The sequence below is a fragment of the Nocardioides caricicola genome, from assembly GCF_039541135.1.
Lineage (GTDB): Bacteria > Actinomycetota > Actinomycetes > Propionibacteriales > Nocardioidaceae > Nocardioides > Nocardioides caricicola.
The window spans coordinates 834,176-859,865 of the sequence record NZ_BAABFQ010000003.1 but is presented as its reverse complement, the minus strand read 5'-3'; the positions used below and the strand labels follow the sequence as shown (position 1 = coordinate 859,865).

The following is a 25,690-nucleotide window of genomic DNA, read 5'->3' as shown; positions in this document are numbered from 1 at the left end:
AGCGTGACGGCCATCACTTCTTGATCGGGCAAGGAGAAACCCATGATCCGTGCTGTCCTCGCCACCCTCGCGGGTAGCGCTCTCGCCGTCACCCTGCTCCAGCCGACGTCACCGGCCGCGGGCGACGAGCCACTGCCGTACCAGGACCCCACCCAACCCACCGACGTCCGCGTCGCCGACCTGCTCGGCCGGATGACGCTGGCCGAGAAGATCGGCCAGATGACCCAGGCGGAGCGCGTCGACATCGACGCCGACCCCTCGCTCATCACGGAGAACCGGCTCGGCAGCGTGCTGTCCGGCGGCGGCTCGGTGCCGGCCGACAACACGCCGGAGGGGTGGGCCGACATGGTCGACCGCTATCAGGAGGCCGCGCTCGCCACGCCGCTCGGCATCCCGCTGCTCTACGGCGTCGACTCGGTGCACGGGCACTCCAACCTGCTGGGTGCGACCGTCTTCCCGCACAACATCGGCCTCGGCGCGACCCGCGACCCGGCGCTGGTGGAGGAGATCGCGCACATCACCGCGATGGAGACCCGGGCGACCGGGCCGCAGTGGGCGTTCGCGCCGTGCGTGTGCGTGGCCCGCGACGACCGGTGGGGGCGCACCTACGAGAGCTTCGGCGAGACGCCGCGGCTGGTGATCTCGATGGAGACCGCGATCGACGGCCTGCAGGGCAAGCCGGGCCAGCTCGACCGGCCAGACCGGGTCCTGGCCAGCGCCAAGCACTTCGCCGGTGACGGCCTCACGGCGTGGGACACCGGCGAGGGCGACTACACGGTCGACCAGGGCATCAGCCAGGTCAGCCGCGAGGAGTTCGAGAAGCTCGCGCTCTCGCCGTACGTCCCGGCGGTGAAGGAGCACCACGTCGGGTCGATCATGCCGTCGTTCTCGAGCGTGGACTGGACCGAGGACGGGCTGGGCAACCCCGTGAAGATGCACGCCAGCGAGGAGCTGATCACCGGCTGGCTCAAGGGTGAGCAGGAGTTCGAGGGCTTCGTGATCTCCGACTGGCGCGCGATCCGGCAGATCCCGGGCACGTACGCCGAGAAGGTCGAGGCGTCGGTGAACGCCGGCGTCGACATGTTCATGGAGCCGATCCAGGCGCCGAACAACCCGACCGGCTGGGACGAGTTCATCCCGACCCTGACCCAGCTCGTGGAGGACGGCGACGTCTCGATGGCGCGCATCGACGACGCCGTCTCGCGCATCCTCACCGCGAAGTTCGAGCTCGGCCTCTTCGAGAACCCGATGACCGACCGCACCCACCTCGGCAAGGTCGGCAGCAAGGCCCACCACCAGGTGGCGCGCCGGGCCGCCGCGCAGAGCCAGGTGCTGCTGCGCAACAAGCAGGGCACGCTGCCGCTGAAGGCGAAGCAGGACGTGTACGTCGCGGGCAGCAACGCCGACAACATCGGCAACCAGGCCGGTGGCTGGACGCTCACCTGGCAGGGCGGCTCGACCAACGTCATCCCGGGGACCACGATCCTCGACGGGATCGAGAAGGCCGCGAACGGCGACGTCGTCTTCAGCGAGAAGGCGACCAAGCAGGTGCCGCGGAAGTCCGTCGGGGTGGTGGTCGTCGGCGAGACGCCGTACGCCGAGGGCTTCGGCGACGTCGGCGGGCCGCAGTGGGCCTACGACCCCGGCGACAACGGCGTCCCGCGCCCCGAGCAGACGATGGAGCTCTCCGACGCGGACACCAAGGCGGTCGAGAAGGTCTGCGCCCGCACGGTCTCGTGCACGGTGCTCGTCGTGTCCGGCCGGCCGATGGTGATCCCGCCGGCGCTGCTGCGGCAGACCGACGCGCTGGTGGCGTCGTGGCTGCCCGGCAGCGAGGGTGCCGGTGTGGCCGACGTGCTCTACGGGCGGCGTCCGTTCACCGGGAAGCTGCCGGTGACCTGGCCGCGGACCGTCGACCAGGAGCCGATCAACGTCGGTGACGCCGACTACGACCCGCTGTACCCGTACGGCTTCGGGCTGCGCACCCGGTAGCGTCCGGGGGCATGCCCGCGCTGTCCTTCTCCGGCCCGGTCCTGCCCGATGGCGAGCCGCGCACCCTGTACGTCGTCGACGGGCTCGTGACCCACGAGCCCGTCGCCGGCGCCGAGCGCGCGGTGGACGGCTGGATCGTCCCCGGGCTGGTCGACGCGCACTGCCACCTCGGGCTCGACGACGACGGCGCGATCTCCGACCAGGCCACCGAGGAGCAGGCCGTCGCCGACCGCGACGCGGGCGCGCTGCTGATCCGCGACTGCGGCTCGGCCGCCGACACCGCGTGGGTCCACGACCGCGAGGACCTGCCCCGCCTGATCCGCGCCGGCCGGCACATCGCGCGCACCAAGCGCTACATCCGCAACTACGCCCACGAGGTCGAGCCGGCCGAGCTGGCGACGTACGTCGCCCAGGAGGCGCAGCGCGGCGACGGCTGGGTGAAGCTGGTGGGCGACTGGATCTCCCGGGAGGACGGCGACCTGCGGCCGTCGTTCCCGCCCGAGGCGTTCGCCGAGGCGATCCGGGTCGCCCACGAGAACGGCGCGAAGGTCACCGCCCACTGCTTCGGGCACGAGGTGCTGAGCGGCCTGATCGAGGCGGGGATCGACTGCATCGAGCACGGCACCGGCCTGCACGTCGACCAGATCGAGGCGATGGCGGCGCGCGACGTCGCGCTCGTGCCGACGGTGATGCAGCTCGACAAGTTCCCGGGCTACGCGGCCGCCGGGCGCGAGAAGTTCCCGGACTACACGTCGACGATGACCGACCTCTACGTCCGCCGCCGCGACACGATCATGGCGGCGTACGACGCCGGGGTCGCGCTGTACGCCGGCTCCGACGGTGGCGGGATCAGCCGGCACGGCAACCTGGCCGGCGAGGTGATCGCGATGGTCGCGCTCGGGCTCCCGGCGGAGTACGCGCTCGGGGCGGCGTCGTGGCGGGCGCGCGACTGGCTGGGCTGGAACGCGACCCTCGACGAGGGCGCACCCGCGGACTTCGTCGTCTACGACGCGAACCCGCTCGAGGACCTGTCCGTGCTGCTGCGCCCGGCGTGCGTGGTGCTGCGCGGGCGGGTCGTCGCCTAGTCAGCCGTCCTGGCGGACCAGCTTGAGCCGGCCCTCGCTGACCGCGAACCAGCGCGGCGAGACCGTGCTGTCGCCGACGGTCTTGAGGAGCTTCGGCATCGTCGCGTCGAACCACTTGCGGTCCTGGTCGGGCGCCGTGGTCGGCTTCTCCTCGTTCTCGCCGCGGAAGCGCAGCGCCAGCTGGCGCGAGGTCAGCGTGAGCGTGCCGGCGTACAGCATCGTCTCGATGAGCTTGATCGTGTCGGGGTCCACGTCGACGATCCGGTCGTCGATGACCAGCAGGTCGCGGGCGGGGTTGATGCGCAGGCCGGCGAACTCGATCCAGCTGCCGACGAAGCGCATGCCCAGCTCGAGCATGCCGTCGCGGCCCTCCTTGCCGTCCTCCTCCTCGACGATCTCCTCGAAGCCGACGGACTCACCGGCGACGACCTGGCGCAGGTACGCCGACCGCGCGGCGTCCTCGGCCGCGGGCGCCCAGGCGACGCCGGTGGCGGCGCCGATCGAGGCGACCGGGCGGCGGGCCACGGCGGCGAGGCGGGCCTGGAGCTCGCGGGGGCGGATCGGCTTCGGGACGTAGTCGTCGGCGCCGGCGTCGAAGCCGGCGAGGATGTCGTGCTCCTGCGAACGGCTGCTGATGATGACGACGTACATCGTCGGGCCGGTGGCCTCGCGGATCCGGCGGGTGACCTCGAGCCCGTTCATGTCGGGCATGGTCACGTCGATGGTCGCCAACGCTGGGCGGTGCTGGATGGCCAGCGCGATGCCGTCAGGACCGTTGGAGGCCGAGATCACCGCGAAGCCGGCCTGGGTCAGCACGATCTCCAGCAGGTCCACGGTGTCCTGGTCGTCGTCGATGACGAGGGCGACAGGCTTGGCGCTCACCGAGGCTTCAGACACGCGGCGAAGTATCACAGGACCCGAGGGGTCCTGTCAGGTCTTCGCGCGTGTCGGGGCGTACCTCACCGCGGCGTCGTCGCGGCGGGCGAACGTGCCGGGCGCACCGCCCAGAGGATGCCGGTGACGAGCAGGACGACGAGGCCGGCGAGGCCGAGCCCGAGCGGCACCAGGATGGTCAGCAGGATGCCGATGGCGAAGCTGCCGATCTGCGGGGCGGGCGCCACGAGCGCGGTCCCGCCTCCGGTGCAGGTGACCTCGAGCGTGCCCGACCCGGGGTCGAAGCTGCCCGTCGCGTGCCACTCGCCGTCGGAGTCGGACCGCTGGTAAGAGCCGATCAGGGGGTCCTGGGCGACCGCTTCGCCGGTCCTGGTGTCCACGACGTCGCACGACTGCCCGGTGCCGTCCTGCAGCCACAGGGTGCGGTCCCCGTCCGTCTCGACCGTCACGACGTGCGGTTGTCCGTCGGCCGGCACCTTCGCGTCGGTCTCCAGGAACGAGGAGAGGACCCAGACGAACATCGCGACGCCGACCGCCACGGCGGCGACGACCAGGGCGCCCCCGAGCACGAACCACCACCCGCTCGGGCGCTTCTTCGGCGGCGGCAGGGGACCGTGGCCGGGCGGGTAGCCTGACGGTGTGCCGTACGGCGGCGGCGCCTGGGTCATGGCGCGACTCTGCCCGATTTTCCTCGTGCGGACGACGTCTGGCAGACTTGGCCGCTGAGTCCTGCGCGCCCGCGACCCTCTATCTCGGACGCCGCAGAGCCCATCGAGGATGCCGAGCCGGTGCTTTCCCCACCTGGCGGCGGGATCCTCACCATCCACATATTCCTGAGGAGACACCACAAACGTGGCCGTCAAGATCCGTTTGAAGCGCCTGGGCAAGGTCCGGGTCCCGCAGTACCGCATCGTCGTCGTCGACTCGCGCAAGAAGCGCGATGGTCGGGTCATCGAGGAGATCGGCAAGTACCACCCCAAGGAGGACCCGTCGTACATCGACGTCGTCTCCGAGCGGGCGCAGTACTGGCTGGGTGTCGGCGCGCAGCCGACCGAGGCCGTCGCCAAGCTCCTGAAGATCACCGGCGACCTGCAGAAGTTCAAGGGCACGTCGGGCCAGGAGGGCACCCTCAAGGTGAAGGAGCCCAAGCGCGACAAGCTCGAGATCTTCAACGAGGCCCTCAAGGAGGCCGCGAGCGAGCCCAAGGGCGACGCGGTGACCAAGAAGTCCGCGAAGAAGAAGACCGAGGAGCCCAAGGCCGAGGAGACCCCGGCCGAGGAGACCAAGGCCGAGGAGACCCCCGCCGAGGAGACCAAGGCCGAGGAGACCCCCGCCGAGGCGCCCGCCGCCGAGGAGGCTCCGGCTGAGGCCGAGGCTGCCGCCGACGCCGAGAAGACCGAGGCCTGAGCGAGATGCTCGCCGACGCGCTCGAGCACCTCGTGCGTGGCGTCGTCGACCACCCGGACGACGTCCGGGTGCGCGACAAGCAGCTGCGCCGCGGCTCGATCCTCGAGGTCCGGGTGCACCCCGACGACCTCGGCAAGGTCATCGGCCGCAACGGTCGTACGGCGACTGCGTTCCGCACCGTGATCTCCGCGCTCGCGGGGCGCGGTGGTGCGCGGATCGACTTCGTCGACGTCGACCGGCGGAACTGAGCCAGCAACCGCTTGAATGGGTGTCGCCCCTCCGGGGGCGGCACCCGTTCTGCATTCACGAGGGGTACTAGTGGAGACCATCGACGTCCTGGTCGGCCGGATCGGCAAGGCCCACGGGCTGCGCGGTGACGTGACGATCAACGTCCGCACCGACGAGCCGGACCGCCGGTTCGCGCCCGGCGCCACGCTGGTCGTGGAGGCGCCCCAGGGCTCGGCGACCAAGCTGCGGACCCTCACCGTGGCGAGCACGCGGTGGCACTCGGGCGTTCTGCTCGCCCGCTTCGAGGAGCTCCCCGACCGCACCGCGGCCGAGGGCGCGCGCGGGATCCTGCTGTACGCCACGGTGCCGGCCGACGAGTCCCCCGAGGACCCCGACGAGTTCTACGACCACCAGCTGGTGGGGCTGACGGCGTACGACCTCGACGGCACCGCCATCGGCGAGGTCACCGGCCTCGTGCACGGCGCGCAGGACCTGCTGGCGATCCGGGCGAACGACGGCCGCGCCACGCTGGTGCCGTTCGTGAAGGCGCTCGTCCCCGAGGTCGACGTGGCCGGCGGCAGGGTCGTGGTCGCCGACCGTCCCGGTCTGGTGACCCCGCTGCCCGAGGACGGCTGACGATGCGCATCGACGTCCTCACGATCTTCCCCGAGTACCTCGCCCCGCTCGAGCTCTCGCTCGCGGGCAAGGCCCGGGAGAAGGGCCTGATCGACGTCCGCGTCCACGACCTGCGGCAGTGGGCCCACGACAAGCACCGCACCGTCGACGACACGCCGTACGGCGGCGGCGCGGGCATGGTCATGAAGCCGGAGCCGTGGGGCGAGGCGTTCGACGAGCTCGGGATCGAGGGCGCGACGGTCGTGTTCACGACGCCGTCCGGGCAGCCGTTCACCCAGGCGGTCGCCCGCGACCTCGCCTCGCGGGAGCGGATCGTGTTCGCCTGCGGGCGCTACGAGGGCATCGACCAGCGGGTGCTCGACGAGGCGGCCACGCGCGCCGAGGTCCGCGAGATCTCGCTCGGCGACTACGTGCTCAACGGGGGAGAGGTCGCCGCGCTGGCGATCACCGAGGCCGTCGTGCGGCTCGTGCCCGGCTTCATGGGCAACGCCGAGTCGCTGGTCGAGGAGTCCCACGAGGACGGGCTGCTGGAGTACCCCGTCTACACCAAGCCCGCCGCCTGGCGCGGCCACGACGTGCCGCCGGTGCTGCTCTCCGGCGACCACGGCGCGATCGCTGCCTGGCGGCGTGAGCAGGCGGTACGCCGTACCGCCCAGCGCCGGCCCGACCTCGTGCACCCGTCGGTGCCGCTCGAGGGCGTCGAGATCCGGCCCGTCCAGCCGGGCGACGCGGGCGAGCTGTTCGTGCTGCAGCGCGCCTGCTGGGTGCAGGAGGCGCACGACAACCCGGGCGTCCGGATCCCGGCGCTGCACGAGACCCTCGACGACCTGCGCGCCTGGATCGCGCACGACACCGTCCTGGTCGCGCGCTCGGCCGGCCGGCTGGTCGGCGCGGTGCGCGCCTCGCTGGATGCCGAGTCCTGGGAGGTGGGCCGGCTGATGGTCGCCCCGGACCTCGCCGGCCGCGGGCTCGGCCGCGCCCTGCTCGAGCGGATCGAGGCGCTCGCGCCGACCGAGGCGTCGACGTACGCGCTGTTCACCGGGGCGGGCAGCGCCCGCAACCAGCGGATGTACAAGAAGGCCGGCTACCGGCTCCGCGGAGAGATCGCGCCGGGCGTCGTGCGCATGACCAAGACGATTTCTCGCCCCTGATCCCGCTGTGGCAGACTTGACCCTCGGTCCAGCCGGCCAAACAAGGATCGCTTCGGGGACGTGTTCGCGAAGGGTCCGCACCGGTTCCTGCCACAGGGGGAGCCCGGCGCCGCCGGCCATCCAGGCTCGACCATCCAACTGAACCAGTTCCCCGTACCGCGGCTGACCTGTGGCACTCGCGAGGAGAGACAATGAGCAACGTCATTGCCGAGCTCGGCAACGCCATCAAGCGCGACGACGTCCCGGACTTCCGCGCCGGTGACACCGTCAAGGTCCACGTCAAGGTCGTCGAGGGCAACCGCTCCCGTGTCCAGGTCTTCCAGGGCGTTGTCATCCGCGTCCAGGGCTCGGGCATCGGTCGTAGCTTCACCGTCCGGAAGATCTCCTTCGGCGTCGGTGTCGAGCGGACCTTCCCCCTCAACTCCCCGATCTTCGAGCAGATCGAGGTCGTGACCCGCGGTGACGTCCGCCGCGCGAAGCTCTACTACCTGCGCAACCTGCGCGGCAAGAAGGCGAAGATCAAGGAGCGCCGCGAGCTCTGAGAAGGAATTCTCAGCCTTCGAGGCTAATCTCTGCGCGTGACTTCCGAAGACCGCGACCCGACTTCCGTCGCTGAACCCGACGAGCCGGTGTCGCGGTCTTCGTCTGTCGAGGGGCAGACGACTCCCCAGGACGCGCCCGAGGGCAAGCCCGCGAAGAAGAAGCACCTGCCGGTCTGGCAGGAGACGATCCTGCTGCTGGGGATCGCGCTGGTGCTGGCGATCGTCATCAAGGCGCTGTTCGTGCAGGCGTTCTACATCCCGTCGCAGTCGATGGAGCCCGGGCTGGTCAAGAACGACCGGATCCTGGTGCAGAAGGTGTCGTACTGGCTCGGCGGCAGCCCCGAGCGCGGCGACGTCGTGGTGTTCAAGGACCCGGGCGGCTGGCTCAACGCCGCGGAGTCGGCCGGCCCGGAGGGCGGGGTCGCCTCCCTGCTGTCGAAGATCGGGCTCTACCCGTCCGGCGGCCACCTCGTGAAGCGCGTCATCGGCGTCGAGGGCGACACCATCGTGTGCTGCGACGAGCAGGGCCGCATCGAGGTGAACGGCGTACCTCTGAACGAGGAGGACTACGCACGCCCCGACCGCAAGGGCTGCTATGGCCCGATGCCCGAGGGCGGCAAGTGCGACTGGAGCGCCGGTCCGGTGCCCGAGGGGCACGTGTTCGTCATGGGCGACAACCGCAACAACTCCGCCGACTCGAGCGCGCACCTGTGCGACGGCGCCGACACGTGCAACGACAGCCCGTTCGTCGACGCCGACAACGTCGTCGGCAAGGTGTTCGTGCTGCTCTGGCCGAGCGACCGGTTCACGTTCCTCCACCGTCCCGACACCTTCGCGGACGTCTCCGACGCGTCGTAGGCCCTCTCGTGAGCGAACTGCCCCGCGGTGCGACGGTCCGGAAGGATGCCGGGCTCTACGGCTACGAGCGCGCCCTGCGTCGGCACGGGATCGAGCCGATCGCCGGCGTCGACGAGGCCGGCCGCGGTGCCTGCGCCGGCCCCCTCGTCGCGGGCGCCGCGATCCTGCCGGCGGGCAAGGCCGGCATCGTCCCCGGGCTCGCCGACTCGAAGCTGCTCACCGAGAAGGCCCGCGAGCGTTGCTACGACCAGATCGTCAGGCGCGCACTCGCCTGGTCGGTCGTGGTCGTCTCGCACGAGGAGTGCGACCGCCTCGGGATGCACGTGGCGAACGTCGAGGCACTGCGCCGCGCCGTGGCCCTGCTCGACCTGTCTCCGGCGTACGTGCTGACCGACGGGTTCCCGGTCGACGGCCTCGGCGTCCCGGGGCTGGCGGTCTGGAAGGGTGACCGGGTCGCGGCGTGCATCTCCGCCGCGTCCGTGCTCGCCAAGGTCACCCGGGACCGGATCATGCACGACCTCGACGCCCAGTGGCCGGCGTACGACTTCAAGACGCACAAGGGCTACATCACCGACGTGCACGCCGCGGCGCTCACCGAGCACGGGCCGTCGCCGGTGCACCGGATGCGGTTCGTGAACGTACGACGCGCCGCCGGGCTCGAGCCGCTCCCGGATGAGCCCGTGGACCCGGTCGCCTCGTAGGCTCACCGCGTGAGCACGGACGAGCCGGCGGCTGATGCCTCGAAGAAGCACCTGCCGCTCTGGCAGGAGACGCTGCTGCTGCTGGTGATCGCGGTGGTGCTGGCGATCGTCATCAAGGCGCTGTTCGTGCAGGCGTTCTACATCCCGTCCGAGTCGATGGAGCCGGGGCTGGTCGAGGACGACAAGATCCTTGTGCAGAAGCCGTCGTACTGGTTCGGCGGTCCCGAGCGCGGCGACGTGGTCGTGTTCGAGGACCCGGGCGGCTGGCTGCCCGCGGAGGACGGCACGACCGGCGGCTTGTACGGGCTGCTGACGAAGGTCGGCCTGTATCCCTCGGGTGGCCACCTGGTGAAGCGGGTCATCGGCGTCGCCGGGGACACGATCGTCTGCTGCGACGACGACGGCCGCATCGAGGTGAACGGCGTGCCCCTGGACGAGGAGGAGTACGCCCGGCCGGACGAGAACGGCTGCTTCGGGCCGATGCCCGAGGGCGGCGAGTGCGACTGGACCGCCGGCCCCGTCCCCGCCGGCCACCTCTTCGTGATGGGCGACAACCGCGACCACTCCGCCGACTCGAGCTTCCACCTGTGCGAGGGCCAGACCGACTGCACCGACGACCCCTTCGTCGACGTCGACGGGGTCGTCGGCAAGGTGTTCGTGCTGCTCTGGCCCCGGGAGCGGTTCGGCTTCCTGCACCGACCCGACACGTTCGAGGACGTGCCCGACGCGTCCTGACGGCGCCCGATAGAGTCGGCACCGTGAGCGCGGAGGACCTCGAGAAGTACGAGACCGAGATGGAGCTGACGCTCTATCGCGAGTACCGCGACGTCGTCGGCATCTTCAAGTACGTCGTCGAGACCGACCGGCGGTTCTACCTGTGCAACCAGGTCGACGTGAAGGCGCGCACCGAGGCCGGCGACGTGTTCTTCGAGGTGTCGATGAGCGATGCGTGGGTCTGGGACATGTACCGCCCCGCCCGGTTCGCGAAGAACGTGAAGGTGCTGACGTTCAAGGACGTGAACGTCGAGGAGCTCAGCCCGGCGGAGATCGACCTGCCCAAGGGCTAGCAGCCACTTCCCGTCCACATCGCCCCTTCCGGCGCCGCTCTCCACACGGCACCCACGCGACGGCCCGGCGTGTCCCCGTCTCCGGCGAGGCTCGTCGCATGGCGAAGACGACAACGGCGGCGATCAAGCAGGCGCTGGGTGCCTACGGCGAGGTGCTCGCCGCGCGGCACCTGGTCGAGCAGGGGATGGTCGTGCTCGACCGCAACTGGCGCTGCGACGCGGGCGAGATCGACCTGGTGCTCCGCGACGGCGACGTGCTCGTCGTCTGCGAGGTGAAGACCCGCAGCAGCCTGCGCTACGGCACACCCCACGAGGCGGTCACCGACATCAAGGTCGCCCGCCTGCGACGGCTGGCCACGCGCTGGCTCGAGGCCCGCGGGGTCGCCGTGCGCGACATCCGCATCGACATGGTCGGGATCGTCCGGCCGCGGCGCGGGGCCTCGATCCTCGATCACGTGCGGGGGATCGGCTGATGCCCTTCGCCACCGCCCACACCGTCTCCCTGCACGGCGCCGTCGGCCACCTCATCGACGTCCAGACCGACGTCTCACCCGGCCAGGTCGGCGTGACGATGGTCGGCCGCGCCGACACCACCATCCAGGAGGCGCGCGACCGGTGCCGGATGGCGATCATCAACAGCCACCTCGACTGGCCGGCCACCCGGCGGATCACGATCCTGCTCTCGCCGGCCGACCTGCTCAAGCACGGCACCCACTTCGATCTCGCTGTGGCGGTCTCGGTGCTCGCCGCTGCGGGGACCGTGCCGGCGAGCCGGCTCGCCGCGACCGCGTTCATCGGCGAGCTCACCCTCGACGGCAACCTGCGCTCGGTCACCGGGGTGCTGCCCATGGTGCTGGCCGCGGCCGAGCGCGGGGTCCGGGCGGTGTTCGTGCCCGAGCCCCAGGCCGCCGAGGCCGCGATGGTCGCGGACATGAGCGTGATCGGCGTGCGTTCCCTCGGCCAGGTGGTCGCGGTGCTGCGCGACGAGGAGGTCCCGGACGCGCCGCCGGTCGCGCCGGCGTCCGGTGCCCGGCTGCTGGCGTGGCGCGGTCAGGAGCGCCTCGACGAGCTCGATCTCGCCGACCTGCTCGGCATCTCCGACGCGCGGTACGCCGTCGAGGTCGCGGCCGCCGGCGGGCACCACCTGATGCTGTCCGGGCCCAAGGGCTGCGGGAAGACCAGCCTGGTCGAGCGGATCCAGGGGATCCTGCCCGACCTCAGCCCCGACGAGTCGGTCGAGCTGAGCGCGATCCACTCGCTGGCCGGCACGCTCGACCCCGAGGCCGGCTTCCCGACCCGGCCGCCGTTCTCGGCACCCCACCACGACGCGAGCAAGGCCAGCCTGATCGGCGGCGGGTCCGGCGTCGTGCGCCCGGGCGAGGTCAGCAAGGCGCACACCGGGGTGCTGTTCCTCGACGAGTTCCCGCTGTTCCGCTCCGACGTGATCGAGGCGCTGCGGCAGCCGCTCGAGAACGGCGACGTCACGATCGCCCGCCGCGACGAGTCGGTGACGCTGCCCGCGCGCGGGATGGTCGTGCTCGCCGCCAACCCGTGCCCGTGCGGCGACTACTCCGGCGACGTCCGGGTCAACCGGTGCACCTGCCGGGAGGTCCAGCGCCGCGACTACCGCAACAAGGTCGCCGGCCCGGTCGCCGACCGGGTCGACATCGTCCGGCACCTGCCGCCGTTGCGGAAGCACGCGGGGCCTGCCGACCTCGAGCCCGCCGAGTCGTCGGCGGTCGTGCGCCGGCGCGTCGAGGCGGCCCGGGCGCGCCAGGCCGAGCGGTACGCCGCGGACAGCTGGCGGCTCAACGGACACGCACCTGGCCCGGTGCTGCGGGACCGGTGGCCGCTGACGAAGGCTGGGCAGCAGGCCGTCGACGACCAGCTCTACGACGGCAGGCTGAGCCGTCGCGGCGCGACCCGCGTGCACCGGCTCGCCTGGACGGTCGCCGACCTGCGTCGCCTCGACCGGCCCGGGCTCGACGAGGTGGACACCGCGCTGCGGCTGCGCACCGGCGACCCGCTGCTGCTCGCGATGCTGGAGCGCGTGGGATGAGCACCACGGCCAACGACGACCGGCTGGCGCGGGTCGCGCTCTCGGCGATCGGGGAGCCCGGCGACCCCCGGCTGCTGGACCTGGTGACGCAGCTCGGCGCCCTCACCGTCCACGACCGGCTGCTCGGCGACCACGACGTCGCCGACCTCCAGACCGACCCCGAGGCCCGGCGCTCCGCGACCGACCCCGAGCGCACCCTGACCGACGCAGCGCGGCTCGGGATGCGGTTCGTGGTGCCCGGCGACGAGGAGTGGCCGGCCCAGCTCGACCACCTGGCCGTCGCCGCACCCCTGCAGCGCCGCGGCGGCGTCCCCCTCGGGCTGTGGGTGCGCGGGCCGGTCCGCCTCGACCAGCTCGCCGGCTCGGTCGCGGTGGTCGGGTCCCGCTCCGCGACCACCTACGGCGCCGACGTCGCCGCCGAGATCGCCGCCACGGTCGCCGAGGCCGGCCGGTCCGTCGTCTCGGGAGCCGCGTTCGGCATCGACCAGGCCGGTCACCGGGGAGCTCTGGCCGGTGGAGGCGCGACCGTCGCGGTGCTCGCGTGCGGCGCGGACCGGGTCTATCCCGCGGCCCACCGGCAGCTGCTCGAGCACATCGGCGGCTACGGCGCGGTCGTGTCCGAGGCGCTGCCCGGCTGGGCCCCGACCCGGCTGCGCTTCCTCGCCCGCAACCGGCTGATCGCCGCGCTCACCGCCGGCACGGTCGTCGTCGAGGCGGCCGTGCGCAGCGGGGCGCTGAACACCGCCAACTGGGCCACCAGGTTGAACCGGCCGCTGCTCGGCGTCCCCGGGCCGGTCACCAGCGCGCCATCGCAAGGGGTGCACCAGCTGATCCGCTCCGGTGCGGCGACGCTGGTCACCTCGGGCGCGGACGTGCTCGAGGCGGTCGGGGCGGCGGGAGAGCACCTGGTGACCGAGCCACGCGGCCGGGCCCGCTCCCGCGACCGCCTCAGCACCCGCCAGCAGCAGGTGCTCGACGCCGTCCCGGTCGCCACGGCGGCCACCGTCTCCTCGATCGCGCGCACCGCCGGCCTCGGGGTCGCCCTGGTGCGCGACGAGCTGGAGCGGCTGGCCGGTCTCGGGCTGGTCGAGGGTGACCAGACGCGGTGGCGGCTCGCCGCGCGGGCTCAGGAGTGAGGAGGCCGATGGTTCCTAGACTCCAGGGGTGACCGACGCCGACGCGCTGCCCGAGCCGATGGCGCGGGTGCTGGGGGAGTACGAGCGGCACCTCGCCGTCGAGCGCGACCTCACCGCCCACACCGTCCGGGCCTACGTCGCGGACGTCTGCGGCCTGCTCGACCACGCCGCCCGGCTCGGTCTCGGCGACGTCGCCGAGCTCGACCTGCGGACCCTGCGCAGCTGGCTGGCCAAGCAGCAGACGCTCGGCAAGTCCCGGACCACGATCGCCCGGCGGGCCACCGCCGCGCGGGTGTTCACCGCGTGGCTCGCGCGGACCGGCCGTGCGCCGACCGATGCCGGTGCCAGCCTCGGCTCGCCGAAGGCGCACAAGACCCTCCCGCCGGTGCTGCGGGCCGACGAGGCCAGCGATCTGATCCGGGCGGCGACCGAGGCCGCCGACGACGGCAGCCCGGTCGGGCTGCGCGACGTGGCGATGCTCGAGCTGCTGTACGCCACCGGCATCCGGGTCGGCGAGCTGGCCGGCCTGGACATCGACGACCTGGACCGCGAGCGCAACGTGGTGCGCGTGTTCGGCAAGGGTCGCAAGGAGCGGACCGTGCCGTTCGGCCGCCCGGCTGCCCGCGCGGTCGACTTCTGGCTCAAGCACGCCCGCCCGCTCCTGGTCGTCGAGGGCAGCGGCCCCGCGCTGTTCCTGGGCGCGCGCGGCAAGCGCATCGACCAGCGGGCGGTCCGCGAGATGGTGCACCGCCGGATCGCGGAGGTCCCGGGCGCGCCCGACATCGGACCGCACGGGCTGCGGCACACGGCGGCCACGCACCTGCTCGAGGGTGGCGCCGACCTCCGCTCGGTCCAGGAGCTGCTCGGTCACGCCTCGCTCGCGACCACGCAGCTCTACACCCACGTCACCACCGACCGCCTGCGGCGGGCCTACCAGCAGGCGCACCCGCGTGCCTGAGCCGGGGGAGTACCGCACCGTCGTCGCCGACGGCCTGCCCGAGCTCGACCAGCGCCTCTCCGACGAGCTGGACCGGGTCAATGCCGCCGCCACCCCCGGCCTGGCCCCGGCTCGCGAGCTCACCGTGCAGGTGCTCGACGAGTCCGGGGAGCTCGCGGCCGGGCTCAGCGGCTGGACGTGGGGTGTCGCCGCCGGGATCGGCATGACCTGGGTGCGCGAGGACGCCCGGCGCGCCGGGCTCGGCTCCCGGCTGCTCGCGTCGTTCGAGGGCGAGGCGCGAGCCCGCGGCTGCACCCACGTGTTCGTCACGTCATTCACCTTCCAGGCGCCGGGGTTCTACGAGAAGCACGGCTACCGGGAGATCCTGCGGTGGGAGGGCGTGCCGACCCCGGACGCCGCAGATGTGCATCTGCGCAAGGACCTCTGAGCCGCAGCTGCGAGCGCGCAGGTCGGCCACCAGGGGCTGCCAGCCGGGGTACGACGGCGCCACCCGCGCCGTGACCGGCTGCGCGCGCCACAACGGCAGCAGGCGCACCGGCCCGGCGCCGACCAGGCGGAGCGGGTCGAGGTAGGTCTCCGCACCCTCGATCCAGCCCCAGTGCAGGCACGACCGTGGCAGGCAGTGGGACCCGACGGTGGACAACCTCCCGATCCGGTCGCCGGCGCCGACCGACGTGCCGGGGGTGACGGTGGCGTCGACCGGTTCGTACGTCGTGCGGGTGTCGCCGTGGTCGACCACGACGACGCCGCGGCCGGCGAGCACGCCGGCCCAGCTGATCGTCCCGGGGAGCGCGGAGCGGACTGGCTGGCCGGGGGAGCCGAGCAGGTCGACGCCGCGGTGACCGGCGCCCCACGGGTCCGCGGGCGGGTCGAAGCCGGTGACGACCTCCGGCTCGGGCGCCAGCGGCCACACGCCGACCGGGTCGGGCGCAGCGGCGTGCGCCGCAGCCGGGAGGAGGAGCGCGACGAGGACGCTCAGGAGGAGGGCGAGTCGGGTGGTCATGGCTCGACCTTGCGCGCGAGCGAGGACGATCGGGGGAGCAGCCGTCCGAGCCTGTGGACGACCGGGTCGGAGCGGCGGCTGTGGATTCGCCGTGGGCCGTCTCGGTCGACTACTCTGGACGCCGCAACCCGCATGGGTTGACTTCGCACGTCCGCAGACCGCGACGGGCCCTGGAACTCCGAGGTCCCGACCGCCCGCGGGCGCGTCCCTCAGTCCGGCTCCCAGCAGCATCCAGGAACCGGTCGGGCCGCGCGCAGACGTCAGGGCGACCGGCACCCGCCGGGAGCGAGAACTGTAAACACCGATGGGTCCCACCCGGTCCGGCCTGGTTCAAGGCAGGACAGCACGGGCGCGGGCTCGAACACAGGAGATTCACATGGCAGTCGTCACCATGCGCCAGCTTCTCGAGAGCGGCGTGCACTTCGGACACCAGACCCGTCGCTGGAACCCGAAGATGAAGCGCTTCATCATGACCGAGCGCAACGGCATCTACATCATCGACCTGCAGCAGTCGCTGGCCTACATCGACCGCTCGTACGCCTTCGTCAAGGAGACGGTCGCCAAGGGCGGCACGATCATGTTCGTCGGCACGAAGAAGCAGGCCCAGGAGGCCATCGCCGAGCAGGCGACCCGCGTCGGCATGCCGTACGTCAACCAGCGCTGGCTCGGTGGCATGCTCACGAACTTCCAGACGGTGCACCAGCGGATCAACCGCCTCAAGGAGCTCGACGAGATCGACTTCGACGACGTCGCCGGCAGCAGCCGCACCAAGAAGGAGCTGCTGCAGATGCGCCGCGAGCGGGACAAGCTGAACAAGTCGCTCGGCGGTATCCGCGAGATGACCCGGACGCCGTCCGCGGTCTGGATCGTCGACACGAACAAGGAGCACCTCGCCGTCGAGGAGGCGCGCAAGCTGCGCATCCCGATCATCGGCATCCTGGACTCCAACTGCGACCCGGACCTCGTCGACTTCCCGATCCCGGGCAACGACGACGCGATCCGCGCGGTCGGCCTGCTGACCCGCGTGGTCGCCGACGCCGTCGCCGAGGGCCTCATCGCCCGCTCGGGCGCGAAGCCGTCCGAGGGCACCGAGGCCGTGGGCGCCGAGGAGCCGCTGCCCGAGTGGGAGCGCGAGCTCCTGGGTGGCGACGCTGAGAAGGCCGCCGTCGAGGCGACCGGTGGCGACGTCGCCGCGGAGGAGGCCCCGGCCGCCGAGGCGACCGGCGCTTCCACCGAGGCCGCCGAGGCCGCTGAGGCGGTCGAGGCCGCCGAGCCGCAGGCCTGACCGACTCCGCACACCGACGTACCTGAGAAGGAACCCACATGGCTTACACCGCAGCCGACGTCAAGAAGCTCCGTGAGCTGACCCAGGCCGGCATGATGGACTGCAAGAAGGCGCTCGACGAGACCGACGGCGACTTCGACAAGGCAGTCGAGCTGCTCCGCGTGAAGGGTGCGGCCAAGGCCGCCGCCCGGGCCGCGGAGCGCGAGGCCTCGGCCGGTCTGGTCGCTGCCTCCGGCAACGCCCTGATCAGCCTCAAGGCCGAGACCGACTTCGTCGCCAAGAACGAGGCGTTCATCGCGGCCGCGCAGCAGATCGCGGACGCCGCCGACGCCAACAAGGCCGGCGACGCCGAGGCCCTCAAGGCCGTCTCGCTGGGCGACAAGACCGTCGGCGAGACCGTCGACGAGCTCGCCCGCACCATCGGCGAGAAGATCGAGCTCGGCGAGGTCGCCTACTTCGAGGGCAACACCACGGTGTACCTCCACAAGAAGGCGTCCGACCTGCCCCCGACCCTCGGCGTGCTCGTCGAGTTCGAGGGTGACGAGGCCGCCGCGAAGCAGGCCGCCCAGCAGGCCGCCGCGCTCAAGGCGCAGTTCCTCACCAGCGACCAGGTCCCGGCCGACGTCGTCGAGGCCGAGAAGGACGTGCTGACCAAGAAGACGCTCGAGGAGGGCAAGCCCGAGGCTGCGGTCGCCAAGATCGTCGAGGGTCGCATCAACGCCTTCTTCAAGGAGATCGTCCTGCTCGACCAGGAGTCGGTCTTCGAGGCCAAGAAGTCGGTCAAGCAGGTGCTCGACGCCGCGAACACCTCGGTGACGCGCTTCGCCCGCTTCGAGGTCGGCGCCTGACCAGATAGGTTCTAGCCAGACCACACGAGGAGGCCGGTTCGATGACAGCAGACCTGATCATCGGACCGGCCTTCTCGCATCTCCGCCTCCGGGCGGACGCCCAGTTCCACGACGTACGAAGGAGCCGCCCGTGACCGGTTACAAGCGAGTTCTGCTCAAGCTCTCCGGAGAGGTGTTCGGCGGCGGCAAGGTCGGAGTCGACCCCGACGTCGTCCAGACCGTGGCGCGCGAGATCGCGGCGGTGTCCCGGGCGGGTGTGCAGATCGCGGTCGTGACCGGCGGTGGCAACTTCTTCCGCGGCGCCGAGCTGCAGCAGCGCGGCATGGACCGCGTGCGCGCCGACTACATGGGCATGCTGGGCATCGTCATGAACTGCCTGGCGCTCCAGGACTTCCTCGAGAAGCTGGGCGTCGAGACGCGGGTGCAGACCGCGATCACGATGGGCCAGGTCGCCGAGCCGTACATCCCGCGGCGCGCCATCCGACACATGGAGAAGGGCCGAGTCGTGATCTTCGGCGCCGGCATGGGCATGCCGTTCTTCTCCACCGACACCGTCGCCGTCCAGCGGGCGCTGGAGAGCAAGTGCGACGTGGTCCTGGTGGCCAAGAGCGGCGTCGACGGCGTCTACACCGCCGACCCGCACCTCGACCCGACCGCGACGAAGTTCGACGAGCTCACCTACGACGAGGCGATCTCGCGCGGCCTGCGGATCATGGACCAGACGGCGTTCGCGCTGTGCGGCGAGAACAAGCTGCCCATGGTCGTCTTCGGCATGGAGCCGGAGGGCAACATCCTGCGGGTCGTGCAGGGTGAGAAGATTGGCACGCTCGTCAGCGCCGGCTGACCGGCGCACGAGCCCCCACCAGCAACGCACCAAGGAGCACCCGTGATCAACGACATCCTCAACGAGGCCGACGGCAAGATGGACAAGTCGGTCGAGGCGACTCGCGAGGAGTTCGCGGCGATCCGTGCCGGTCGGGCCCAGCCGAGCATGTTCAACAAGATCGTCGTCGAGTACTACGGCACGCCGACCCCGCTGCAGCAGCTCGCGTCGTTCACCTCGCCCGAGCCGCGCATCATCATCATCGCGCCGTTCGACATCAGCGCGATCGGCAACATCGAGCGCGCCATCCGCGACTCCGACCTCGGCGTGAACCCGTCCAACGACGGCAAGTCGCTGCGCTGCGTGTTCCCCGAGCTCACCGAGGAGCGCCGCAAGGAGTACATCAAGGTCGCCAAGGCCAAGGCGGAGGACGGCCGCGTCGCGGTGCGCAACGTGCGCCGTACGGCCAAGCAGCACCTCGAGAAGCTCGAGAAGGACGGCGAGGTCGGCAAGGACGACGTCACCGGTGCCGAGAAGCGCCTCGACGGCCTCACCAAGAAGCACACCGACACGATCGACGAGATGCTGAAGCACAAGGAGTCCGAGCTGCTCGAGGTCTGAGCACCGGAATCCCCGATGAACGCATCCCCTGCGCCCGCGGTCCCGCCGCTGAAGGACCACGGCCGCGCCGGTCGTGACCTGCCTGCCGCGATCGGCTCGGCCGTCGTGCTGGTCGCCGCGATCGTGCTCTCCCTGCTGTTCTGGAAGACCGCCTTCATGGTGATCGTCGCGATCGCCGTGGTGGTCGCGATCTGGGAGCTGCACCGCGGCCTGCTCGCCAAGGACATCGACATCCCCGAGCAGCCCCTCATGCTCGGCGGCGTCGTCATGGTCGTGGTCGCCTACTTCTGGGGGGCGCCAGCGCTGGTCACCGCCACCGCGGTCACGGCGCTGATCACCATGCTCTGGCTGCTGCGGCGCGGCGTCGACGGGTACGTCCAGAACTCGACGGCCGCGGTGTTCAGCCTCATCTACGTCCCGTTCCTCGGGTCGTTCGTCGCGCTCCTGCTGGCCGAAGGCGAGGGGCCGAACGGCGGCGGTCTCAACGACCCCGGCGTGCAGGGGATCATCACGTTCATCGCCATCACGGTGGCGTCGGACACCGGTGGGTACGTCGCCGGTGTGCTGTTCGGCAAGCACCCGATGGCGCCGGTGATCTCGCCCAAGAAGTCCTGGGAGGGCTTCGCGGGGTCCGCGGTGTTCTGCCTCGTCGCCGGCTGGGCGCTGGTCGTGTTCCTGCTCGACGGGGACTGGTGGGTCGGGCTCCTGCTCGGCGCGATCGCGGTCGTCATGGCGACCCTGGGCGACCTGTGTGAGTCCGTGATCAAGCGGGACCTCGGCATCAAGGACATGAGCAACGTGATCCCCGGCCACGGCGGCCTGATGGACCGCCTCGACTCGCTGCTCGCGACGGTCGCCCCGATCTGGCTCGTGCTGCACTACCTGGTCTTCAGCTGACGCGCCTGCCCGGGCCCACGCCGCCCGCGTCGTAGCATCGAGTCGATGTCGACCGATCAGCACCACCACGAGGGCGAGGCGCCCGCGGAGGACGCCGAGCGCCAGCCGGACTGGTGGCACCGCGACCACCCGACGTTCACGGCGCTCACCGGCTTCTTCACGGGGCTGGCGTTCGTGATCGTCGTCCCGGGCCTGTTCGCCGCGACCCTGGGCTGGATCTTCGAGTACGACCGCGCCGAGGAGCTGTTCCCGCTGGTGCTGCTCACCCTCGCGGTGCCGATCGGGCTGGTGATCGTGCCGAGGACGCGGCGGTTCGGCCTCTACATGCTGATCGGGCTGTTCACGACGGCGCTGGTGGTGCTCGGCGTGGCCGGGCTCGTGCTCTGGTACATGGTCACCTACCAGAGTTAGGGCTACCGCGCCTGCGGATGGGATGATCGTCGTCTGATGTCCGAGTCTGAGCGCACCAACCTCCCCCTGGTCTTCGACGAGCCGCGCGGCCGCAAGAAGCCGCCGCCGCACCTCGCCGACCTCGACCTCGACGCGCGCGTCGAGCGGCTGAAGGAGCTGGGGCTCCCCGGCTTCCGCGCCAAGCAGCTCTCGAACCACTACTTCGCCCGGTTGGTCGACGACCCGGCGGAGATGACCGACCTGCCGGCCGGCCAGCGCGACGAGCTCGTGGCCGCGCTGCTGCCGGACCTGATGGCGCCGCTGCGGGTGATGGAGGCCGACCGCGGCACCACCCGCAAGACGCTGTGGAAGCTCTTCGACGGCGCCCTGGTCGAGTCCGTGCTGATGCGCTACCCCGACCGCGCCACGATGTGCGTCTCGAGCCAGGCCGGCTGCGGCATGGCCTGCCCGTTCTGCGCGACCGGTCAGGGCGGGCTCCAGCGCAACATGTCGACGGCGGAGATCGTGGAGCAGGTCGTCGCCGGCGCCCGGGCGCTGGCCCGCGGCGAGGTGCCCGGTGGCCCGGCCCGCGTCTCGAACGTCGTGTTCATGGGTATGGGCGAGCCGCTGGCCAACTACAGGGCCGTGATCGGCGCCGTACGCCGCCTGACCGACCCTGCTCCGGACGGCCTCGGCATGAGTGCGCGCGGCGTCACGGTCTCCACGGTCGGACTCGTGCCGCGGATGCTGCAGCTCGCCGAGGAGGGGATCCCCGTCACCCTCGCGCTCAGCCTGCACGCGCCGGACGACGAGCTGCGCAACGAGCTGGTGCCGATCAACACCCGCTTCTCGGTCGAGGAGACCGTGGCCGCGGCGTGGAACTACGCGCAGAAGACCAAGCGCCGGGTCTCGATCGAGTACGCCATGATGCGCGGCATCAACGACCAGGCCTGGCGTGCCGACCTGCTCGGTGACGTGCTGCAGTCGTACGGCGACTGGGGCTGGGTGCACGCCAACCTGATCCCGCTCAACCCGACGCCGGGCTCGAAGTGGACCGCGTCCGACCCGGCCGACGAGCGTGAGTTCGTGCGCCGGCTCGAGGCCAAGGGCATCCCGACCACGGTCCGCGACACCCGTGGCCGGGAGATCGACGGCGCCTGCGGGCAGCTGGCCGCTGCGGAGTAGCAGGAGACGTTCACCGCCGCGCCACGTCGCGATCGACGCCTGTTCGGACCGGCTGTCGACCGTGGAGGTCGTGGACAAGCTCCGGGTGCTGATCGTCTCCGAGTCCTTCCTGCCGCAGGTCAACGGCGTCACCAACTCCGTGCGCCGGGTCCTCGACCACCTCGCCGCCACCGGCCACGACGCCGAGCTCGTGGCGCCGACGGGACCGCCGACGTACGCCGGGTTCCCCGTCACCCGCGCCCGGGGCGCGGCGCTGCCGTTCTACCGGGACTTCCGGATCGGGCTCGAGACCCGGGCCCGGCTGCGCGCGGTGATGCTCCGCTTCCGGCCTGACGTCGTGCACGTCGCCTCGCCGGCCACGCTCGGCTACCAGGCGGCGCACGCGGCTGCCGACCTCGGCATCCCCACCGTCGCGATCTACCAGACCGACCTGATCGGGTTCGCCGAGCGCTACGGCATCGCCGGGGGAGTGCGCGCGATGTCGGCGCTGACCCGACGCATCCACGTCGGCGTGGACCGCACCCTCGCGCCGTCGTCGGCGAGCCTGCGCCAGCTCGAGGAGCTCGGCGTCCCGGGCACGGCCCTGTGGCCGCGCGGCGTGGACCTCCAGCAGTTCCACCCGGTGCGCCGCTGCACCGACCTGCGCCGGCAGCTCGCCCCGGACGGGAGGCTGCTGGTCGGGTACGTCGGCCGGCTCGCCCCCGAGAAGGAGCTCGAGCTGCTCACCTGCCTCGCCGACGACCGCCGCTACGCGCTGGTGGTCGTCGGCGGGGGCCCGGAGGAGAAGCGGCTGCGTGCGCTGCTCCCCGGCGCGGCGTTCCTCGGGGTGCTGCACGGCGAGGAGCTCGGCCGCGCCTACGCCTCGCTCGACGTGTTCGTCCACACCGGCCGGCACGAGACCTACTGCCAGTCAGCCCAGGAGGCGCTCGCGTCCGGCGTGCCGGTGGTCGCGCCCCGCTCCGGTGGCCCGGTCGACGTGGTCGCGGACGGCACCGCCGGGTTGCTGTACGAACCGGGCAGCCGCGAGCAGCTGGCGGCGTACGTCGACCGGCTCGCCACCGACCACCTGTACCGGCGCCGGATGGGGCTCGCCGCCCGGCGCAGCGTCGCGGACCGCTCGTGGGCGGGCGTCAACGCGCGGCTCGTCGACCACTACCGCGACGTCATCGGTGCGCGCCACGGCTGGCGGCGAGACGCCGCCTGAGCCCGGCGGCTCAGCGCAGGAACGCGGGCGCCTTGAGCAGCAGCTCGACGTTCCGGGCGTTCCGCGGGCCCTCGCGGCCGTCCTCGCGCTCCTGCCAGTCGTTCGCCCCGATCTCGCGGGACAGGCCGGCGAGCTGGAGCGGGTCGGTGAGGTCGCCGTTGAACGTGAGCGAGCCGCCGTGGTCGACCATCGTGGTGAAGATCGAGAGCGTGCCGTCCTTGTTGTCGGTGATCTCGAGCAGGCGGGACTGCTGCGGCCAGTCGATGTGCGACGCGGTGTTGATCTCCCAGAACCCACCGACGACCTTGCCGCTCTTCTTGCGGGGGTGCGCCCAGATCTGGTTGCGGTGGGTGTGGCCGTTGACCCACGCGATGACGTTCGGGGAGCCGACCAGCAGCGTGGTCAGCTGGGACCGCATCGCGGTGTCCTCCCACGACGCGAGCGGGTGGTGGCTGGCCAGCACGACCAGCTTGTTGCGGCTCTTCTCCAGCAGCTTCTTGAGCCAGGTGAACTGCATCTTCGACAGGTAGCCCTTGTCGCCGAACTCCGCGACGGTGTCGAGGACCACGAACCGGACCTTTCCGCGGTCGAAGGAGTAGTACGCGGTCTTCTTGGCCTGGTTCTCCGCGGTGAAGCCGTGGCCGACCGGGGCGCCGGTGGTCGTGAAGTGCTCGGCGATCCACTCGTCGCGCTCCAGGAGCCGGCGGTCGGGGTCGGCGGTCACGGTGCGGTCCACGATGATGTTGCCGGCCTTGAACTTCTTGACGCTGCCGGTCGCCTGCGCCTGGTAGGCCCCGGTGACCGGCCAGTTGCCCTGGATGAGCCCGTCGTGGTTGCCCATCACGGCGTACCACGGCATCGAGAGCCCCTCGGCCTCGAACGGCTGGCGGACCGCGTCGAGCAGCCCGGGGACCTCCGGGAAGCCATAGGTGCCGCGGGCCTGGTCGATCTCCTTGCCGTCGGGCGTACCGTCCGGGTGCCAGTACATCGCGTGGTACGTCGCCGGGTCCTGGTCCATGACGCCCTCGTACTTCGTGAGGTCGCCCGAGTCGATGCGGACCGTGCCGCCGTCGAGGACGTCGATGTTCCAGCGGATCTCGTTGAGCTGCGTGGTGTCGGAGTTGTCGCCGGTCTGCACGGCGAACGCCAGGGGCGCGCCCGTCACCGGGCCGGTGCCGATCGCGTTGATCTCCCGCACCATCGCGTCCGCGACGTGACCGCAGAAGATCTCCTGCGGACGCCAGGCGCTGCTGCTGACCGCGTCGCCGTGCTCGAAGCGCATCGGCGACTGGACGTCGATCATGTGGACGTCGCTCAGCTGGACGAACGCGAGCAGCGGCTTGCGGCGGTCGGCCCGCCCCCGCTTCGCCCCGGCGCCCAGGCCGGTGCGGACGACGTGCTTCTCGCCGGGCAGCTCGACGATCGGCCGGTAGCCACCGGGACCGGGCTCGCCCTTGCCCAGGACGCGGGCCGTGGTGATGGCGCGGCCCGCATGGCCGGTGACGGCCTGGGCGGACAGCCCGTTGCCCAGGCTGCCGAGTGCGGCGACGGCGCCGACAGCGGCGGAGGAGCGGATGAGGTCACGACGCGAGATCTGCACCGCGTCAACGTACGTCTCGCCAGCCGTTTACGTCCCCGAAATGACGAGTGTCGCGGCTTCCTTTACGGAGTCGACCAGATGCACGTGCTGCTCCATCGCCGTGCCCCGCGCCAGCCGCTGCAGCAGCGGCCACGCGGGCAGCTCCTCGGTCCAGTACGACGCGCCGACCAGCACCATCGGCGCGATCGACGACTCGTCGGCGTAGTAGTTCTCGCACGCGTCCTGGAAGATCTCCTGGACCGTCCCGCCGTGGCCCGGGAGGAAGACGATCCCGGCGTCGCAGACCTGCAGCAGGATCGCCTCGCGGGTCGAGTTGCGGAAGTACTTCGCGATCGCGGTGGCGAACGGGTTCGGCGGCTCGTGGCCGTAGTGCCAGGTCGGGATGCCGAGCGAGTCGGCGCCACCGGGGAAGCGCTCGCGCACGGCGAGCGCCGTCCGCACCCACGCGTCGATGGACGGGCGGAACGTCGGCACCGCGGCGAGCATCGAGACCGCCTCGGGCAGGTCGCCGGGGCGCTGCGCCATCCAGGCGCCGAGGTTCGCCGCCTCCATCGCGCCCGGCCCGCCTCCGGTGGCGACGGTGAGGTGGGCGCCGAGGGTGGCGCCGAGCAGGGCGGTGTCGAGGTAGGCCGGGTGCCCGCGGTCGAGGCGGTGCCCTCCCATCACCCCCACCAGGCTGCGCCCGGCGACCCACGACTCGAGGGCGAGGTCGACGGTGTGGTCGTGCAGTGCGCGGGCGAGCGCGGCGCCGCGGCCGCCCGGGCGCTGGGACCAGGCGTAGGCCAGCGCGTCGGCCGAGTCGGCGTACCGCGGGGTGTCGTACAGCTCCTCGGGCGCGTAGAGCGCGGCACGGGGCTCGATCGGGAGGTCGGGCGGCACCTCCAGCACCAGCGCCCCGGCCGCCTGGATGCGGTCGGCGTCGCCGGCGGCGAACCGGCAGCCGAGGAACGTCGCCCCGGCGACCGAGACCCGGGCGAGCGCGTCGTGGCGCTCGGTCAGGTCGACGCCGCGGACGCGCCACCCCCGGAGCGTGCTGGCCCCCGCGGCCAGCCGCCCGTCGAGCTCCTCGAGGGACTCGACCTGGACGACACGGCCACGGGAGCGCTTCACGCGCCGAGCC

The 25,690-nt window shown here is 71.8% G+C and carries 29 protein-coding genes; 24 read left to right on the top strand and 5 right to left on the bottom strand.

The genetic code is table 11. From position 1 onward, the window contains the following. The first annotated feature begins 42 nt into the window (after nucleotides 1-42). Together ABD875_RS05935 and ABD875_RS05930 are read left to right on the top strand one after the other, a co-directional pair. The gene (locus ABD875_RS05935; RefSeq protein WP_345172190.1) at nucleotides 43-1,992 is read left to right on the top strand and encodes a glycoside hydrolase family 3 protein; all 1,950 of its coding nucleotides are present in this window, start codon (nucleotides 43-45) and stop codon (nucleotides 1,990-1,992) included. A gap of 11 nt (nucleotides 1,993-2,003) precedes the next feature. After that, on the top strand, nucleotides 2,004-3,077 hold the full coding sequence (locus tag ABD875_RS05930) for an amidohydrolase family protein (RefSeq protein ID WP_345172188.1): 1,074 nt from the start codon (nucleotides 2,004-2,006) through the stop codon (nucleotides 3,075-3,077). On the opposite strand, the gene ABD875_RS05925 is transcribed toward ABD875_RS05930, so the two are convergent. Then, nucleotides 3,078-3,974: a response regulator transcription factor gene (locus ABD875_RS05925; protein WP_345172186.1), complete on the bottom strand. Its 897-nt coding sequence runs from the start codon at nucleotides 3,972-3,974 to the stop codon at nucleotides 3,078-3,080. Between the two features lie 62 nt (nucleotides 3,975-4,036). Further along, on the bottom strand, nucleotides 4,037-4,639 hold the full coding sequence (locus ABD875_RS05920; RefSeq protein ID WP_345172184.1) for a hypothetical protein: 603 nt from the start codon (nucleotides 4,637-4,639) through the stop codon (nucleotides 4,037-4,039). A 184-nt stretch (nucleotides 4,640-4,823) separates the two neighbouring features. Between ABD875_RS05920 and rpsP the strand changes: the two genes are divergently transcribed. The 14 genes from rpsP to ABD875_RS05850 all read left to right on the top strand — a co-directional run bounded on the left by rpsP (nucleotide 4,824) and on the right by ABD875_RS05850 (nucleotide 15,141). Next, nucleotides 4,824-5,378 (top strand): 30S ribosomal protein S16, encoded by a 555-nt coding sequence (rpsP, locus tag ABD875_RS05915; RefSeq protein ID WP_345172182.1) that lies wholly within the window; start codon nucleotides 4,824-4,826, stop codon nucleotides 5,376-5,378. 5 nt (nucleotides 5,379-5,383) lie between these two features. Further along, nucleotides 5,384-5,626, top strand: a complete 243-nt coding sequence (locus ABD875_RS05910) for an RNA-binding protein (protein ID WP_243057271.1) — start codon at nucleotides 5,384-5,386, stop codon at nucleotides 5,624-5,626. A 70-nt stretch (nucleotides 5,627-5,696) separates the two neighbouring features. Then, nucleotides 5,697-6,242, top strand: a complete 546-nt coding sequence (rimM, locus tag ABD875_RS05905; protein WP_345172179.1) for a ribosome maturation factor RimM — start codon at nucleotides 5,697-5,699, stop codon at nucleotides 6,240-6,242. A 2-nt stretch (nucleotides 6,243-6,244) separates the two neighbouring features. Beyond that, nucleotides 6,245-7,393: a tRNA (guanosine(37)-N1)-methyltransferase TrmD gene (trmD, locus tag ABD875_RS05900; RefSeq protein ID WP_345172177.1), complete on the top strand. Its 1,149-nt coding sequence runs from the start codon at nucleotides 6,245-6,247 to the stop codon at nucleotides 7,391-7,393. 191 nt (nucleotides 7,394-7,584) lie between these two features. After that, complete coding sequence (gene rplS / locus ABD875_RS05895) at nucleotides 7,585-7,935, top strand: 50S ribosomal protein L19 (protein WP_345172175.1); 351 nt, start codon at nucleotides 7,585-7,587, stop codon at nucleotides 7,933-7,935. 36 nt (nucleotides 7,936-7,971) lie between these two features. Beyond that, nucleotides 7,972-8,793, top strand: coding sequence for a signal peptidase I (gene lepB, locus ABD875_RS05890; protein WP_345172173.1), 822 nt, complete (start codon nucleotides 7,972-7,974; stop codon nucleotides 8,791-8,793). An 8-nt stretch (nucleotides 8,794-8,801) separates the two neighbouring features. Next, the gene (locus tag ABD875_RS05885) at nucleotides 8,802-9,494 is read left to right on the top strand and encodes a ribonuclease HII (protein ID WP_345172171.1); all 693 of its coding nucleotides are present in this window, start codon (nucleotides 8,802-8,804) and stop codon (nucleotides 9,492-9,494) included. A 9-nt stretch (nucleotides 9,495-9,503) separates the two neighbouring features. After that, nucleotides 9,504-10,229, top strand: coding sequence for a signal peptidase I (gene lepB / locus ABD875_RS05880; RefSeq protein ID WP_345172169.1), 726 nt, complete (start codon nucleotides 9,504-9,506; stop codon nucleotides 10,227-10,229). A gap of 23 nt (nucleotides 10,230-10,252) precedes the next feature. After that, a complete protein-coding gene (locus ABD875_RS05875; RefSeq protein ID WP_243057278.1) occupies nucleotides 10,253-10,561 on the top strand; it encodes a DUF2469 domain-containing protein in 309 nt (102 codons plus the stop codon). Between the two features lie 98 nt (nucleotides 10,562-10,659). Next, the gene (locus ABD875_RS05870) at nucleotides 10,660-11,034 is read left to right on the top strand and encodes a YraN family protein (RefSeq protein ID WP_345172166.1); all 375 of its coding nucleotides are present in this window, start codon (nucleotides 10,660-10,662) and stop codon (nucleotides 11,032-11,034) included. Continuing rightward, nucleotides 11,034-12,620, top strand: coding sequence for a YifB family Mg chelatase-like AAA ATPase (locus ABD875_RS05865; protein ID WP_345172164.1), 1,587 nt, complete (start codon nucleotides 11,034-11,036; stop codon nucleotides 12,618-12,620). The genes ABD875_RS05870 and ABD875_RS05865 overlap by 1 nt, the downstream gene beginning before the upstream one ends. After that, nucleotides 12,617-13,756, top strand: coding sequence for a DNA-processing protein DprA (dprA, locus tag ABD875_RS05860; RefSeq protein WP_345172162.1), 1,140 nt, complete (start codon nucleotides 12,617-12,619; stop codon nucleotides 13,754-13,756). The genes ABD875_RS05865 and dprA overlap by 4 nt, the downstream gene beginning before the upstream one ends. Before the next feature lie 58 nt (nucleotides 13,757-13,814). Continuing rightward, nucleotides 13,815-14,714, top strand: coding sequence for a tyrosine recombinase XerC (locus ABD875_RS05855; protein ID WP_345172695.1), 900 nt, complete (start codon nucleotides 13,815-13,817; stop codon nucleotides 14,712-14,714). Further along, nucleotides 14,707-15,141, top strand: coding sequence for a GNAT family N-acetyltransferase (locus ABD875_RS05850; RefSeq protein WP_345172160.1), 435 nt, complete (start codon nucleotides 14,707-14,709; stop codon nucleotides 15,139-15,141). The genes ABD875_RS05855 and ABD875_RS05850 overlap by 8 nt, the downstream gene beginning before the upstream one ends. On the opposite strand, the gene ABD875_RS05845 is transcribed toward ABD875_RS05850, so the two are convergent. Then, a complete protein-coding gene (locus ABD875_RS05845) occupies nucleotides 15,025-15,717 on the bottom strand; it encodes a M23 family metallopeptidase (RefSeq protein WP_345172158.1) in 693 nt (230 codons plus the stop codon). The genes ABD875_RS05850 and ABD875_RS05845 overlap by 117 nt on opposite strands. A gap of 376 nt (nucleotides 15,718-16,093) precedes the next feature. Between ABD875_RS05845 and rpsB the strand changes: the two genes are divergently transcribed. The 8 genes from rpsB to ABD875_RS05805 all read left to right on the top strand — a co-directional run bounded on the left by rpsB (nucleotide 16,094) and on the right by ABD875_RS05805 (nucleotide 22,970). After that, nucleotides 16,094-17,002 (top strand): 30S ribosomal protein S2, encoded by a 909-nt coding sequence (gene rpsB, locus ABD875_RS05840; RefSeq protein ID WP_345172156.1) that lies wholly within the window; start codon nucleotides 16,094-16,096, stop codon nucleotides 17,000-17,002. Nucleotides 17,003-17,040: 38 nt separating this feature from the next. Further along, the gene (gene tsf, locus ABD875_RS05835; RefSeq protein ID WP_345172154.1) at nucleotides 17,041-17,850 is read left to right on the top strand and encodes a translation elongation factor Ts; all 810 of its coding nucleotides are present in this window, start codon (nucleotides 17,041-17,043) and stop codon (nucleotides 17,848-17,850) included. Nucleotides 17,851-17,980: 130 nt separating this feature from the next. Further along, complete coding sequence (gene pyrH, locus ABD875_RS05830; RefSeq protein ID WP_345172152.1) at nucleotides 17,981-18,694, top strand: UMP kinase; 714 nt, start codon at nucleotides 17,981-17,983, stop codon at nucleotides 18,692-18,694. 45 nt (nucleotides 18,695-18,739) lie between these two features. Next, the gene (gene frr / locus ABD875_RS05825; protein ID WP_345172693.1) at nucleotides 18,740-19,294 is read left to right on the top strand and encodes a ribosome recycling factor; all 555 of its coding nucleotides are present in this window, start codon (nucleotides 18,740-18,742) and stop codon (nucleotides 19,292-19,294) included. Nucleotides 19,295-19,309: 15 nt separating this feature from the next. Then, a complete protein-coding gene (locus ABD875_RS05820; protein ID WP_345172149.1) occupies nucleotides 19,310-20,191 on the top strand; it encodes a phosphatidate cytidylyltransferase in 882 nt (293 codons plus the stop codon). Nucleotides 20,192-20,236: 45 nt separating this feature from the next. Beyond that, nucleotides 20,237-20,602 carry a hypothetical protein gene (locus ABD875_RS05815; protein ID WP_345172147.1) on the top strand — a complete coding sequence of 122 codons (366 nt, stop codon included), beginning with the start codon at nucleotides 20,237-20,239 and terminating at the stop codon, nucleotides 20,600-20,602. 36 nt (nucleotides 20,603-20,638) lie between these two features. After that, nucleotides 20,639-21,766, top strand: a complete 1,128-nt coding sequence (rlmN, locus tag ABD875_RS05810; RefSeq protein WP_345172145.1) for a dual-specificity RNA methyltransferase RlmN — start codon at nucleotides 20,639-20,641, stop codon at nucleotides 21,764-21,766. 70 nt (nucleotides 21,767-21,836) lie between these two features. Next, nucleotides 21,837-22,970: a glycosyltransferase family 4 protein gene (locus tag ABD875_RS05805; protein ID WP_345172143.1), complete on the top strand. Its 1,134-nt coding sequence runs from the start codon at nucleotides 21,837-21,839 to the stop codon at nucleotides 22,968-22,970. Nucleotides 22,971-22,980: 10 nt separating this feature from the next. On the opposite strand, the gene ABD875_RS05800 is transcribed toward ABD875_RS05805, so the two are convergent. Further along, entirely contained in the window at nucleotides 22,981-24,570 is a 1,590-nt protein-coding gene (locus ABD875_RS05800) for a TIGR03767 family metallophosphoesterase (RefSeq protein ID WP_345172141.1), read from the bottom strand. Nucleotides 24,571-24,597: 27 nt separating this feature from the next. Continuing rightward, nucleotides 24,598-25,680: an LOG family protein gene (locus ABD875_RS05795; RefSeq protein WP_345172139.1), complete on the bottom strand. Its 1,083-nt coding sequence runs from the start codon at nucleotides 25,678-25,680 to the stop codon at nucleotides 24,598-24,600. Between the last annotated feature and the right edge of the window lie 10 nt (nucleotides 25,681-25,690).